At 65.1% G+C, this 14,021-nt stretch carries 10 protein-coding genes; 6 read left to right on the plus strand and 4 right to left on the minus strand.

The genetic code is table 11. The features are described from left to right. The first annotated feature begins 6 nt into the window (after positions 1-6). Entirely contained in the window at positions 7-366 is a 360-nt protein-coding gene (locus H535_RS0111185) for a hypothetical protein (protein WP_026819616.1), read from the plus strand. A gap of 87 nt (positions 367-453) precedes the next feature. Then, positions 454-882 carry an OsmC family protein gene (locus H535_RS0111190; protein ID WP_026819617.1) on the plus strand — a complete coding sequence of 143 codons (429 nt, stop codon included), beginning with the start codon at positions 454-456 and terminating at the stop codon, positions 880-882. A gap of 79 nt (positions 883-961) precedes the next feature. Here the strand turns inward: H535_RS0111190 and H535_RS24920 are convergent, their stop codons facing one another. Together H535_RS24920 and H535_RS0111200 are read right to left on the minus strand one after the other, a co-directional pair. Continuing rightward, positions 962-4,339, minus strand: coding sequence for a S41 family peptidase (locus tag H535_RS24920; RefSeq protein WP_035769288.1), 3,378 nt, complete (start codon positions 4,337-4,339; stop codon positions 962-964). A 39-nt stretch (positions 4,340-4,378) separates the two neighbouring features. Then, positions 4,379-6,220, minus strand: coding sequence for a serine/threonine-protein kinase (locus H535_RS0111200; protein WP_026819618.1), 1,842 nt, complete (start codon positions 6,218-6,220; stop codon positions 4,379-4,381). Positions 6,221-6,285: 65 nt separating this feature from the next. On the opposite strand from H535_RS0111200, the gene lipB reads away from it, so the two are divergent. From lipB to H535_RS0111215, 3 genes are read left to right on the plus strand one after another with little or no spacing between them, the layout of a single operon-like run. Next, entirely contained in the window at positions 6,286-7,047 is a 762-nt protein-coding gene (gene lipB / locus H535_RS0111205; RefSeq protein ID WP_281171244.1) for a lipoyl(octanoyl) transferase LipB, read from the plus strand. Next, positions 7,044-8,039 (plus strand): lipoyl synthase, encoded by a 996-nt coding sequence (lipA, locus tag H535_RS0111210; RefSeq protein ID WP_026819620.1) that lies wholly within the window; start codon positions 7,044-7,046, stop codon positions 8,037-8,039. The genes lipB and lipA overlap by 4 nt, the downstream gene beginning before the upstream one ends. Before the next feature lie 23 nt (positions 8,040-8,062). Continuing rightward, positions 8,063-8,860, plus strand: coding sequence for a DUF4191 domain-containing protein (locus H535_RS0111215; protein WP_026819621.1), 798 nt, complete (start codon positions 8,063-8,065; stop codon positions 8,858-8,860). 28 nt (positions 8,861-8,888) lie between these two features. Here the strand turns inward: H535_RS0111215 and H535_RS0111220 are convergent, their stop codons facing one another. Beyond that, positions 8,889-9,326, minus strand: coding sequence for an RDD family protein (locus tag H535_RS0111220; protein ID WP_026819622.1), 438 nt, complete (start codon positions 9,324-9,326; stop codon positions 8,889-8,891). Between the two features lie 211 nt (positions 9,327-9,537). On the opposite strand from H535_RS0111220, the gene glnA reads away from it, so the two are divergent. Continuing rightward, positions 9,538-10,962 carry a type I glutamate--ammonia ligase gene (gene glnA, locus H535_RS0111225; protein ID WP_026819623.1) on the plus strand — a complete coding sequence of 475 codons (1,425 nt, stop codon included), beginning with the start codon at positions 9,538-9,540 and terminating at the stop codon, positions 10,960-10,962. 30 nt (positions 10,963-10,992) lie between these two features. Here the strand turns inward: glnA and H535_RS0111230 are convergent, their stop codons facing one another. Beyond that, the gene (locus tag H535_RS0111230) at positions 10,993-14,013 is read right to left on the minus strand and encodes a bifunctional [glutamine synthetase] adenylyltransferase/[glutamine synthetase]-adenylyl-L-tyrosine phosphorylase (RefSeq protein WP_026819624.1); all 3,021 of its coding nucleotides are present in this window, start codon (positions 14,011-14,013) and stop codon (positions 10,993-10,995) included. Between the last annotated feature and the right edge of the window lie 8 nt (positions 14,014-14,021).

Below are 14,021 nucleotides of genomic sequence, written 5' to 3' on the forward strand. Positions count from 1 at the left end.
GGTGCGATGGACCTCCTCTTCAACGTCATGATCTTCTTCCACGTCATCGGTGCCGCCATGGTGGTGGGAATCTGGATTGCCAATATGAAGGCCCCCACCGTGCATCCGCGCCAGTTCGACGGAGCCATCCTCCAGCTGATCACGGGCATCGTCATGCTGGGGCTGATACCGGCTCTCGGCTGGGGCACCGGCTGGGAGTACTACGTCAGGTACGGCATCAAGTTCCTCTTCGGGATCGTCATTGCGATCGCCGCCTTCATCGGAGCCCGCAAGCACCGCAAGGGTGAGCCGGTGTCGACGGGGCTGGCGCACGCGGTGGGAGGCCTGGGCCTGATTAACATCGGCCTGGCCACCCTCTGGAATTAGCAGGTTCGATAGCCCGACCCTAGGATGGAGACGGCAGATGTCTTCAGCCGGGCGCTGTTGACCCGACACAATCCTTCAGGAGTATTCATGGCGACAACACGTTCAGCTCATACCGTTTGGAGCGGAGATCTTCCCACCGGCTCCGGCCAGGTTTCCCTCGACACCTCCGGGGTCGGCACGTATGACGTCACCTGGAAGGCGCGGGCCGAGGAGGCCGATGGCAAGACCAGCCCGGAGGAACTGATTGCCGCGGCGCACTCGTCATGTTTCTCCATGGCGTTCAGCGCCGCCCTTAAGGAGGAGGGCAAGACTCCTGAGCGGGTCGAAACCAAGGCGGACGTCTCCTTCCAGCCGGGCGAGGGCATCACCGGCATCCACCTGACCATGTCCGCGAACGTTCCCGGGCTGAGCAATGAGGACTTCCAGCGGGTGGCCGACGGCGCGAAAACCGGTTGCCCGGTTTCAGCTGCGCTGAAGGGCACCACCATCACGCTGGATGCCACGCTCGAGAGCTAGAAGCCGTACCGGCCGGCTCAGTACCGGCCGCGCAGCTGCGAAAGGGGCCCCGTTCAAAGCGGGGCCCCTTTTTGCCGGCTCAGCCCTGCGGCCGGGGCGGCAGCGGCCCCGGACGACGGGAAGGGTAACCTGCCCGTTGAGGCGGCTCGTCGGTTCCCTGCTCGCGGAGCATCTCCGTGAGGACGCCCACGCCATGTTCGAGCTGGGGATCTTCCCCGGCCCCGTGGGCGTGCGGCGGGAATTCGACCTCGATATCAGGATCGACTCCGTAATTCTCCACCGACCAACCGACGGATCCGCTAAACCAGAAAGCATAACGAGGCTGTGTCACCCCGGTTCCGTCGGCCAGTTTGAACCGGCCGTCGATGCCGATCACCCCTCCCCACGTCCTGGTGCCAATAACGGGGCCGATACTGCGCAGCTTGGCTATTTGGGTGATGATGTCGCCGTCGGAACCGGAAAACTCGTCGGCCAGCACAACGATAGGACCCCGCGGTGCATGGGCCGGGTAGGTGTGCGGCTGCTCACCGCGGGGAAGATTCCATGCGGCCACCTTGCGTCCAATCAATTCGGCGACCAGCTGCGAGGTATGCCCGCCGCGATTGCTCCTGACATCGATGACGAGGGCATCCTGCGCGGCTTCGTTATCCAGGTCCCGGTGCAGTTGCGACCAACCTCGCGCCACCATGTCAGGAATGTGCAAATATCCGAACCGACCACCGGAGGCCTCACGCACGACACGCCGGTTACCGGAGACCCAATGCTGGTAGCGCAGCCGTTCTTCGTCTGCGACCGGTACAACCGCTATCCTGCGTTCGACGCCGGCTGCCTCACCGTGGGACGGGCCGTCGAGGATCGTCAGCTCGACCGTTTTGCCTGCTGCACCCGCCAGCAGGGAACCCAGGCCGGCCCCGTTTGCCGCCGGCAAGCCATCGACCGCAGTGATGATGTCTCCTATGCGGGCCGCCGCCCCCGGGGCCGTCAGCGGTGAGCGTGCCAGCGGGTCAGACGAGTCGCCCGGAAGGATCCGGGTGATCTCCCAGCCGTGCCGGTGCTGCTTGACGTCGACGCCGAGCAGTCCCTGCCGTCCGGCACCTGGTTCGGTGACCGGGGCCGGCATGACATAGGCGTGCGAGGTGCCAAGTTCGCCGTGCATTTCCCACAACACGTCGACCAGGTCGTCGTGCGAGCCCAGCTTCGCGACCAGCGGGCGGTACTGATCGTGGATCTGTTGCCAGTCGATCCCGGCCATGTCCGGTGCCCAATAGAAATCGCGTTGCAGCCGCCATGCTTCGTCGAACGCCTGCCCCCATACCCGAACCGGATCGAGGTGGACACGGATTCTTCCCAGATCCACCGAAATATTCTCGGCGGCGTCTTCCTCGGTCTTGTATCCGGTCGGCAGCACCCGCACTTTTTGGTCATTGACCATCACAAGTTGTTTACCGTCGCCTGTGACGCGGTAGCGTTCCACCGCCGGAACCAGCACAGTAACGTCCCGCTTGGCGATATCGAATCGTTCCAGCCGGCGACCTGGATCCTGGTCCGTGACCGAGGCGCGCCCTTCTCCGGTGACGCCGTAGATGTCATTGGCAAGCCACAGCAACGCGCCGTCGACGGCGGACAGCGAATCGTAGCTTCCCTGGGGAACCGGGACTGCAATCACACGGTCGGCAAGGTGCTCGACGTCGACCTCGACCGCTACCGCGTTATCGGCCGATCCGGCAGCTTCGGTTTCGTCCCCGGCCACCGGTCCGTCACGGCCGGAGCGTTCATCCCCGCTGGCAGCGGCCCCATCGGCAGACGGGCCAAAGGGCGAAGGAGTCCGCGCCGAGAGCGCCACCAGGAAGGGCTTGGTCGACGAGGGGAAACTCAAGTCGAAGCGGTGGGTGTCATACACCGGGTCGAAACTTCGCTCGGACAGGAAGGCGATAAATGTGCCGTCGGGTGTGAACGCTGGACTATGGTCGTTGAATCTGCCGTCAGTGACATCGATGATGTTCGCACCGGCTGCCTCATCGCCGGTGCTGTCGCCGTCCGCGGACGGGGTCCCGGCGATCCGGGCGATCCGGATCTTGCATCTGGCTCCTTCGCCGGTAACCGGTTCTGCCCAGCCAATCCAGGCGGAATCAGGGGCGAAGCAGATGTCGTCAATGGCGCCATGGACCGTGGTGGAGATGCTGCGCAATTCCCCACTCAACGTCTGAAGCATCAGCACTTCGCCGAATTCAGTGGCGATTGCCGCCCGCTCGCCGTCCGGACTCGCCGCTATCGCGCTGACCCGGGTCCGCTGCGGCAAATCGATCCGCACTGTGCCGGTTTGTCCGGCAGCTCCGCCCTGTTCAGAGGCGTTCATCCCGGGCACTGGCGAGGAATGCACGTCCTTGATGTAGAGTGCCTCTTCTCCCCCATGGTCGGCTGCGTAGAGCACCCTTCCCTCCCCCAGCGGCCGGGCGAGCCTGCCCCGCACGCCGGGTTGCGCCTCCAGCACCCGCGACGGCCCGTCCCGGTGGGTGAGCCAGTGCAGGGTGCCGTGCGACTCGACCACGCTGGCGCGGCCGCTCGTCTCCGGCACCACCTCCCCCAGATGGGATGCCACCTTCAGTGGCTGTTGCCTCCGTGCAGTTGACGCAGAGCCCAGGGAGATCGCCAGCGGCCGAGGTTCTGCGTCGAGACCATCCAGCAGCCACAACGACCCCGCCGACTCGTATACGATCCGGCTGCCATCGCTGGAGGCGTGCCGGGCGTAGAAGTCATCATGATCGGTGTGCCGCCGCAGGTCGCTGCCGTCCGGGTCGATGGAATACACATTGCCATATCCCTCATGGTCTGAAAGGAACACGATCCGGCCCGCGATCCACATCGGGTCTGCCAGGCTGCCACTGAGGTCGGCGGCGAGGCGTTGGAACCGGCCCGAACCGTCGGCATCCAGCCACAACTTTCCCGCCGTACCTCCGCGGTATCGCTTCCACCACGCCGGTTCCCGGGAGAGGACCGTTGATACAACCACGGCCCGGTCGCCACCGGATGCCGGCCCATATGCCACCGAATCGACCGGTCCGTAGGGCAGCACGTGTGCGGCCGATCCATCCAGTGGAACCGCATGGGCCCATGTATGCCTGCTTTCCTCGCGTTGATAGGAACTGGTGGCCAGCACGTCGCCGCCGGTGGTGAACCCCTTGACCTTGGTGGTTGCCGATCCCCAATACGTCAGTTGCCGGAAGCCACCGCCGTCGACGTCGGCTGCCACCACTTCCGGTGCGCTGCCTTGGACAACTGTCCAGGCAATAGTTGTGCCGTCCGGGGAGAATCTCGGGTTGCGGGCGGGAAGCTGCATCGCGGAAATCCGCCATGCCCGGCCGCCACTCAACGGAGCGGCCCAGACGTCGTCCTCGGCCACGAATGTCACCAATTCGCCGTGCAGATGCGGGTACCTGAAGTAACTCGATGAACTCATGTGTTGATCTTAGTCACAGATGTGCCGCTCGTTTTGCCCTCAGCCGCCCCGGACCGGCCTGAGGATATCGGCGATGAGCCACTGCCCACTGACCCGGCGCAGTTCCAGCACCAGCCGCTGCTCGCCCTGTCGATGTCGCCGCACCACCTGGCCCTGCCGGTCCTTTTCGACGAAACCCCCGCTGGCGACCTTCACCGCCATGAACGCCGCCGGATGGCGGTTATGTCCGGCATGATCGGCATGGTCGGCATGGTCGGCATGGTCGGAGGAATTGCCTTGTACCGCATCTTTGACTGCTGACGGGCCGAGCCGATCCGCGGCACTGATGCGGGTCTGGAATCCGGCAAATACATGCCCGTCACGTTCAAGCCGACGGGCAATCCGGCGATCCGCGGCCATAGCCGGCGAGTTCGCAACATTGACGCTGCCGAGCAAGTCCGTCCGGCCGCTGCTGAAGGCGTAGGAACGAAGCCATGCGAGCCCCCGCACGGCGGAGCCCGGATCGGCCGACCCCAGTTTCGTCCGTATCCTGGCCGGAACATCGGAGGGTCCATCGCCGGCAGAGCCGGCCCGCGTGCTGGAGGACGAGGAAGTGGCCCCCTGAGAGGGGCCTGGCGGCGGAGGAGAAACCGGTGGCTGCGTCGCACCGGTCGCCTGCGGGGTTGCCTGCCCCTGGGTCGGTCCGGGCCGATGCATGGTCGCCGGATCCGACGCCCCCTGTGGAGCCGTTTCCGTCCCGGCCGCTGCGTAGAGGGCACCGGCGGCCACGACAGCGGCCAGGAAGACTCCCCCCGCAGTCATCGTGCGAATCCGGGATCCGCCGCCTCCCTGGTGCGGAACGTCCGGACGTCCCACGGCGGCTCGTTTGGCACCGGACCGGCGGGCTCCACGCTTGCCCGTCCAGGTCCAGCCGCCCTGACCTTCCCGACGTTGCCGGAGGCGATCGCCCCCACGCCCTGTGCGGCCCCTGAAGTGCCGGCTGAGTCGTCCCGCGGGCCGTTCCAGTTCGATGGCCTTGCGCCGGGTCAGCAGGTGAGGCAGCACGCTTTCGTGGACGGATGGAACCAGATTGACAGGTGCCGCGCCGGCACTGTGGAACACCGCCTGCTCGAACTCGGTGGCCGAAGGCCGCAACCCGGGTGAGGCCTGCAGTCCCGCCTCGATGATGAGCGCCATTTCCTCCGGAACCGCGGGAACCACCACCGGCAGCGGCGGACGTCGGTCGCCCGCAGCCGGAATCCGCCCGGTCAGCGCATACCATCCCACGGCGGCGAGTCCATGGATATCGTCTTCGGGCCGGAGCCGCCCGTGAGGCAGTTCCGCCGTATCGGCTGCCGCGAAACCAACTGTGCCGGCCGTGGTGGAACCGCCCTGGCCCGTCTTCCGCCCCGATCCGAGATCGGTCAGCAGCGGTTTGCCGTGTTCGGTGAACACCACATTGCCCGGAGACACGTCGGAATGCGTCACGCCGTGACTGTGCAGATAGGCCAGGCAACGGGCCACCGGCGTGAGGATAGTCACGACTTCCTCAACCGGCAGCGGCCCCCGGGCAGAGACCAGTGCGCCCAGCGAGTCCCCGGCCGCGTAATCCATCAGCAACGCAGTGCCCTGATCGGTTTGACGGACACCGTGCAGCCTCACCAGATGTTCGTGATCCAGCCGTTGCAGCAGCTCCACTTCGGTGCGCATCTGCCCCGCCGTCATCGAGCCGCCGCCAAACACCTTTGCGGCACATTGGCCGCCGTCGTGCTCGGATGTGGCCAGCCAGACTGACGCGCTGCCGCCGGTCCCCAGCCGACGTCCCACCCGGTATCCGTCCAGCCGCGGCGGGCCGCCGGTGGTGGGCTCGTCTGCTTCGGGATCGTGCCGGGTTGAAATCATGGTTCCAGTGATACCCCACCCGGACCGCACCGTGCAGAAGTTATCCACAGCCGCAATGACGGCCGATAAATCATACGTCTAAGCCTGAACCCGTTGCCGCGCTTAGGCTGAGCGTCATGACACTGGAGTTCACACAGCTGGGGCTCGCCCCGCAGTTTGTACAGTACGACGACGGATGGGCGGCACAGCGCGATCTGCACGCGCGGGTGAAAGCCGGTACGGCCCCGAGTACCGTATTGCTGCTGGAACATGCGGCCGTGTTCACCGCCGGCAAGCGCACTGAGGATCATGAATTGCCCTACGACGGCACAGCTGTGGTCCATGTCGACCGGGGCGGCAAGCTCACCTGGCACGGCCCCGGGCAATTAGTGGGATATCCGATTCTGGAACTGCCCGACCCCGTCAGGCAGTCCGCCTACGTGCATCTACTTGAAGACGTGATCATCGAGGTGTTGCGCACGTATGGGGTACCCGGAGAGAAGGTGGACGGGCGTTCGGGGGTATGGCTTCCGGCGGATTCCCGCGGTCCGGCGCGCAAAATCGCCGCCATCGGTATCCGGGTGGCCGACGGAGTGACAATGCATGGGTTCGCGATCAATTGCAATAACGATCTGCGCCCCTACTCAAAGATCGTTCCCTGCGGCATCTCCGACGCTTCAGTGACTTCCATTTACGAAGAAACCAAACAGGATGTCAGCCCTGCCGACATCGCACCAGCCATCATCGCCGGCCTGCGCCGCCACGAAGACCAACTGGTGGCCGGCGCCGCGCCGGCACCCGGCCCGGCCGGTCCAGCCGCCGCACGTACGGAAGGAGCATTGCAATGAGCGTAGCCCCGGAGGGACGAAAGATGCTGCGGGTCGAAGCCCGTAATGCCGAGACTCCCGTCGAACGCAAGCCGGACTGGATGAAATCCCGGGCCAAGATGGGCCCGGAATTCGCCGCCCTGAAAAACCAGGTGCGCAAAGAGGGTCTGAACACCGTCTGCGAGGAGGCTGGTTGCCCCAACATCTTTGAGTGCTGGGAGGACCGCGAGGCGACCTTTTTGATTGGCGGCTCGCAGTGCACCCGCCGGTGCGACTTCTGCCAGATCGACACGGGCAAGCCGTCCCGCCTCGACGTGGCCGAGCCCCGCAAGGTGGCCACCTCCGTGAAATCCATGGACCTGCGGTACGCCACAGTCACCGGCGTGGCCCGCGACGACCTGGCCGATGAGGGCGTGTGGCTCTATGCCGAGACCATCCGTGCCATCCATGCGATGAACCCGGGCACCGGCGTCGAAATCCTGATCCCGGACTTTTCCGGCAAACCGGAATTGATCCAGGAAGTGATCGATGCGAAGCCGGAGGTGTTCGCGCACAATGTCGAAACGGTTCCGCGGATCTTCCGCAGCATTCGTCCCGCTTTCCGCTATGAGCGGTCGCTGGGCGTGATCACCCAGGGCCGGGACCAGGGCATGGTGACGAAGTCGAACCTGATCCTGGGCATGGGCGAAACCCGCGAAGAGGTCTCCGAGGCGCTGCGCGACCTCCATGAGGCCGGTTGCGACCTGATCACCATCAACCAGTACCTGCGCCCCAGCCCGCGGCATCACCCGGTCGACCGGTGGATCAAGCCGCAGGAATTCCTGGATATCCGCGACGAAGCCGAGGAAATCGGCTTTCTCGGGGTGATGAGTGGACCGCTGGTACGCTCGTCCTACCGCGCCGGCCGGATGTGGGCATCGGCAATGCGGAAAAAGGGGCGTGACGTTCCGGATGAACTGGCTCACATCGCCGAATCGGGCTCAACCCTCCAGGAGGCCGCCAGCCTGGTGTGACGTCCCGTAGAATTGGTAATACTATGGCCAAAAGGACTGATTCAGACGTGACAAACGCCACCGGCGGCGGCAAAAGCGACAAACCGGGCAACCCCGGCAAGCCCGAGAAGAAGAGCATCTTCAAGCGGCGGAACAAAGAGGCGAAAGCCAATAAGAAGCCCGGCCGCATGAAGCAGATGCGGGACGTCTTCCAGATGACCCGCCGCAACGACCCCAGCGTGGTCTGGCTGATGCTGCTGGCTTTCCTGGGCATCACCGCCATCGGGCTGGTCGTTGGCCTGCTGATCAACAACTGGATCACTGCGCTCATTGTTGCCGTGCCGCTTGGCCTGCTCGCCGCAATGTTCATTCTGTCCCGCCGGGCCGAACGGGCGGCGTTTGCACAGTTGGACGGCCAACCCGGTGCCGCCGGAGCGGCCCTGAGCACACTGCGCCGCGGCTGGATCACCGAGGAACAGCCCGCCGCCGTCGACCCCCGCAGCCAGGACGCGGTCTTCAGGGCCATTGGCCGTCCCGGCGTCGTGCTGGTCAGCGAAGGACCGCCACACCGGGTCAAGCGGTTGATCGACGGTGAACGGAAGCGGCTGCGGCGGATCCTGCCCAACGTGTCAATCCATGTCATCCAGGCCGGCGACGGCGAACATCAGGTCCCGCTGAGCAAGGTATCGAAGCGGATCCAGAAGCTGAAGAAAGAGCTGACCAAGCAGGAGGTGCAGCAGGTCAATAAGCGGATCACTTCGCTGGGCAACCGGCTGCCGATACCCAAGGGTGTCGATCCGCTCAAGGCCCGGCCGGACCGCAAGGCCGCCCGGGGCCGCTGACCGCCAATTGCCTGTGATGCCCGAACGGTTACATCCGCACCAGCACTGTGCCCATGGCACGGTCATGCAGCCCGCGCTGGTCGACGTCGAACACCACTGCCGGTATCAGCAGGCACAGCAGCACGGTGCGGACGACCGCAGCCAGTGGACCCGCGGGTCCGCCATCGAGTTTTTGCACCTGGATGCCCAGGATCCGGTGCCCCACCGAGTAGCCCAGCGTGGCAACCAGCACCATCTGCTCCACGGCAAAGATGCCCAGAATTGCCATCTGGTTGGCGTCGAACAGACCGGCGGCAATCAGGTAGCACAGCAGCCAGTCGATCAACAGCGCCGCCAGCCTGCGTCCCGGCCGGGCCATGGACCCCGGCCCCGTCTTTGGCTTTCCGAGGCGTTCGCCGGGCCAATGCTGGCCGGAGTTATCCGGCGTTCCTTCCAGCCAGGAACCTATGTCTCGTCGTTGCACCACACAATAAGCCTAGTACGACCGGGGCAAAGGGGGCTTCCAACAGCGACGTAATCTGCCGGAAACATTTCCGATACGGGCATGAAACCGCCGGCTCGTACACTCTAAACCATCGTGCAGACCGGCCGACGGCGGCAATCTGAACCAACAAAGTCCAGCGGCGTGACGTTTCACACTGGTGGCATTCATCTTCATATACAAGGAGCAATTTTCGATGTTCAAAGATGCGGGCGAAGTCCTCAAATACATCGCCGACGAAGACGTCAAATTCGTCGATGTCCGTTTCACCGACCTGCCCGGCGTCCAGCAGCACTTCAATGTGCCCGCCGCCAGCGTCGACGAGGACTTTTTCGTCAACGGCCAGCTCTTCGACGGATCCTCGATCCGCGGGTTCCAGGGCATCGCCGAGTCGGACATGCAGCTCATTCCGGATCCCACCAGCGCCTACATCGATCCGTTCCGTATCGAGAAGACCCTGACGCTGAGCTTCTCCATCGTCAACCCGCGCACCGGCGACCCGTACCATCGCGACCCCCGTGGCGTGGCCGAGCGGGCCGAGGCGTACCTGGCCTCCACCGGCATAGCAGACACGGCGTTCTTCGCCTCCGAAGCTGAGTTCTACATCTTCGATGATGCCCGATTCCAAACCACCCCGGGCAACACGTTCTACAAGATCGACTCCGAAGAAGCCTGGTGGAACTCCGGGCGGGAGGAAGAAGGCGGCAACCTGGCCAACAAGACACCGGAGAAGGGTGGCTACTTTCCGGTGGCTCCGGTCGACCATCAAGCGGACCTGCGCGATGCGATGTGCATCGAACTGGCCGCCGTCGACCTGGAAGTCGAGCGCTCCCACCATGAAGTCGGCGCTGCCGGGCAGGCGGAAATCAACTACAAGTTCTCCACCCTGACCTCCGCCGCCGATGACTTGATGAAGTTCAAGTACATCGTCAAGAACGTTGCCCATGCCTGGGGCAAGTCCCTGACCTTCATGCCCAAACCTGTCTTCGGCGACAACGGTTCTGGCATGCACTGCCACCAGTCGCTGTGGAACAGCGGCGAACCGCTGTTCTACGACGAGACGGGCTACGCCGGGCTGTCCGACGTCGCCCGCTGGTACATTGGCGGACTGCTCAAGCACGCCGACGCCGTGCTGTCCTTCACCAATCCGACGGTGAATTCATACCGCCGCCTGGTCAAGGGTTTTGAGGCGCCGGTCAACATGGTCTACTCGCAGGGCAATCGTTCCGCCGGGATCCGGATTCCCATCACCGGCTCGAACCCGAAAGCCAAGCGGCTGGAGTTCCGCGCACCGGACGGTTCGGGGAACCCGTATCTGGCCTTCTCCGCCCAGTTGATGGCCGGCCTGGACGGCATCCGGAACCGGATCGAACCGCCGGAACCGATCGACAAGGACCTCTACGAACTGCCGCCGGAAGAGGCCAGGGACATCCCGAAGGCCCCCGCCACGCTGGAAGAGGCCCTCATTGCCCTGGAGAACGACAACGAGTTCCTCCAGGCCGGCGGCGTGTTCACCCAGGACCTGATCGACACCTGGATTGAGTACAAGCGCGAGAGCGAAATCGCCCCGCTGGCCGAGCGGCCGCACCCGTACGAGTTCGAGCTGTACTACGGGGTCTAAAGCCCCGCGGCCACCTCGTCCTGCGCCGCTCTACTGCTCGAAGAAGTGGTTCTCGAAGATGCCCCTCGCCCGCCGCGTCAGCCGCAGGTAGTCCTCTTCAATGTCGGCGGCCATACCGGCCTCGTAGCCGCACCATCGGGCCACCGCTTCCAGGTCCTGGCGGGCGGAGGGCAGCAGGTCGGAGGCACGCCCGCTCCAAATCACGTTCGCCGAACGGATACGGCTGGCCAGCTGCCAACTCTCCAGCAGGGTTTGTGCTTCGTCGGCGGGCAGCAGGTCCGCCTCCACGGCGGCATTGGTAGCTTCAACGGTTGACGTCGTGCGCAGCGCCCGGACCGAATACGCATTCTCCAGCTGGAGCAGCTGGACCAGCCATTCGACGTCGGACAGCCCTCCCCTGCCCAGTTTCAGCTGCCGGGCGGGATCCGCCCCGCGAGGCAGCCGTTCGGCCTCGACCCTGGCCTTGATCCGCCGGATTTCCCGCTGCTCGCCGGCGCTGACCTGCGCCGGGTAGCGGACGGGGTCGATCAGCGCGATGAAGTCCTCGGCCAGCGCGTCGTCTCCGGCTATCGGCCGGGCCCGCAGCAGCGCCTGGGCCTCCCAGACCTGGGACCAGCGGGTGTAGTACTCGCGGTAGGAGTCAAAGGATCGCACCAGCGGCCCCTGTTTGCCCTCGGGGCGGAGGCTGGCATCCACATCCAGCACTCGTTCGGCCAGAATGGGCGGCTTGCATGGTTGCTTCAATAACGACGTCGTCAGCGTCACGATCTGCTCGGCCTGCTTTTGCGCCGCTTCCTTGGGCACACCCTCGAGGCCGCGGTGGACAAACAGCACGTCGGCATCGGATCCGTAGCCGATTTCGCGTCCGCCTTGCCGGCCCATGGCCACGATCAGCATGGACGTCAGTTTCCCGGCGGACTCAAACACCTGCTCCTCGGCCGCATGCAGCGCTCCGAGAATCGCCGCCCGGTCCGCGTCTGCCAACGCCTGCCCCACCGTGTCCTGGTCCAGCAGTCCGGAGCTGTCGGCGATCGCAATCCGCAGGATTTCCCGGCGCCGGATCAGCCGGATCAGCCGGATAGCTCCCGCTGAATCGTGGCTCCTGCGCATCTTGGCCCGGATTTCCTCCCATTGGGCGTCGAAGCTGCGCACCGTCAGGCCGTCGTCGGAACCCAACCACTTCACCGCCTCGGGGGAGACCTCAAGCAGGTCGGTGATGAAGCGGGAACTGGACAGAATATGGCACAACCGTTCGGCGGCCGCATTGGAATCACGCAGCATGCCCAGATACCAGGGGCTGGTGCCCAGCGCCTCGCTGATCCGCCGGAAACCGAGCAGGCCGGCGTCGGGGTCGACGCCGTCGGCGAGCCAGCCGAGCAGCACGGGCAGTAATTGACGCTGCAATGCCGCCCGCCGGCTGATGCCGGCGGTCAACGACTGGATGTGCCGCAGCGCCCCCTTGGGATCCATGTACCCCAGCGCCGCCAGCCGCGCGCCGGCTGCCGCCGGCGAGAGCGCCACGTCCTCGGCACTGAGGTGTGCCGCCGTCGCCAGCACTGGCCGGTAGAAAATGCGTTCATACAACGTGCGGACGGACCGTTTGGTACGCTGCCACGAGGCCATCAGGCTTTCGGCGCTGGGCCTGGAGGCGGTCAGCGCGCCGAGCATGCCGCGGGCCAGCGCCCGACGGGCCGCTTCGGACTGCGGCATCAGATGAGTCCTGCGCAAGTGGACCAGTTGAATCCGGTGCTCCAGCACCCGCAGGTAGCGGTACACGGCGTCGAACTCGCGGGCGTCGGACCGCCCGATATATCCCGCCTCGGACAATGCCGCGATGGCCGAAGTGGTATCCCGGCACCGCAGCGACTCGTCCGCCTTGGCGTGCACCAATTGCAGCAGCTGAACGGTGAATTCCACATCGCGCAGTCCGCCAGAACCGAGCTTGATCTGCCGGCCCTGTTCCTGGGCGGGGATATGTTCAGTCACCCGCCGCCGCATCGATTGCACGGATTCAACGAACCCCTCCCGTTCAGAGGAGCTCCAGATCAGCGGGCTCAGCGCCTGTTCGTACCGCCGCCCCAGTTCCATGTCACCGGCGATGGGCCTGGCCTTCAGCAGGGCCTGGAATTCCCAGCTCTTCGCCCACCGCTGGTAGTAGTTCAGGTGGGACTCCACGGTGCGCACCAGCGGCCCCTCCCGCCCCTCGGGACGCAGGTTGGCGTCGACTTCCCACAACCCGGGTTCGCTGGCCGCCGAGGAAATGGCCCGGGAAATCCCGGTGGCCAGTGCGGTGCCAATGGTGGCCGCCTTGGCGTCCTCGGCATCGTCACTGTCGATCACATAGATGACGTCGACGTCGGAAATGTAGTTCAATTCGCCCGCACCGCATTTGCCCATCCCGATGACGGCCAGCCGGATGTCGGCGATCTCGTCGGGATCGTGGTGGGAGGCCAGCTCGGCGCGGGAGACGGCGAGCGCCGCGTCCAGGGCGGCTGCGGCCAGGTCGGCCAGTTCCCGCGCAGCTATGGGGAAGAAGTCCTGCGGGGACGCGGCGCACAGGTCGCGGATGGCCAGTTCGGTCAGATGCCGGCGGTATTGTGCCCTCAATGCCTGGTAGGCGTCCTGACCCACTTCCGCGGCGACCGGCATCAGCTGTCCCGGATCGGCACGCACTGCCTTGAGCAGCGACACGCGCAGCGCTTCCGTGCTCGTGCCGGTAGGTTCGGGACTGACCTTGGCCCGCAGCACGTCCAGATTCTCCGGGTGGCTGATCAGGAATTCACCAAGTGCCTCGGATGCGCCGAGCAGCCGGAACAGTGGCTCGCTGGCATCCGGGCCGCTGTTGACCAGACCGGCCAGCTCCGGGCTTTTTTCCAACAGCCGCACCAGCAACAGCAGTGCCTGGTCCGGATCGGCAGACAGCGCCAGCGATTCGAAGAGCCGTGACGCCTCGAGGCCGTTGAGTTCCGGTGCCTGAAGCAGCCGGGCACTCTTTTCAAGGTCCGCGAAACCTGCGGTGATCAGCCGGCGGGTGGGTGATTTCGGATTCATCGCAACCC

Origin of the sequence: Arthrobacter castelli DSM 16402 (assembly GCF_000430705.1) — a bacterium.
In the GTDB taxonomy this organism is placed as follows: domain Bacteria; phylum Actinomycetota; class Actinomycetes; order Actinomycetales; family Micrococcaceae; genus Arthrobacter_C; species Arthrobacter_C castelli.

Coding starts and splice junctions, on each gene's coding strand:
- H535_RS0111215 (WP_026819621.1), top strand. CDS start 8,063: ATGGCCAAAAGGACTGATTCAGACGTGACAAACGCCACCGGCGGCGGC.
- lipA (WP_026819620.1), top strand. CDS start 7,044: ATGAGCGTAGCCCCGGAGGGACGAAAGATGCTGCGGGTCGAAGCCCGT.
- H535_RS0111230 (WP_026819624.1), bottom strand. CDS start 14,013: ATGAATCCGAAATCACCCACCCGCCGGCTGATCACCGCAGGTTTCGCG.
- H535_RS24920 (WP_035769288.1), bottom strand. CDS start 4,339: ATGAGTTCATCGAGTTACTTCAGGTACCCGCATCTGCACGGCGAATTG.
- H535_RS0111200 (WP_026819618.1), bottom strand. CDS start 6,220: ATGATTTCAACCCGGCACGATCCCGAAGCAGACGAGCCCACCACCGGC.
- glnA (WP_026819623.1), top strand. CDS start 9,538: ATGTTCAAAGATGCGGGCGAAGTCCTCAAATACATCGCCGACGAAGAC.
- H535_RS0111190 (WP_026819617.1), top strand. CDS start 454: ATGGCGACAACACGTTCAGCTCATACCGTTTGGAGCGGAGATCTTCCC.
- H535_RS0111185 (WP_026819616.1), top strand. CDS start 7: ATGGACCTCCTCTTCAACGTCATGATCTTCTTCCACGTCATCGGTGCC.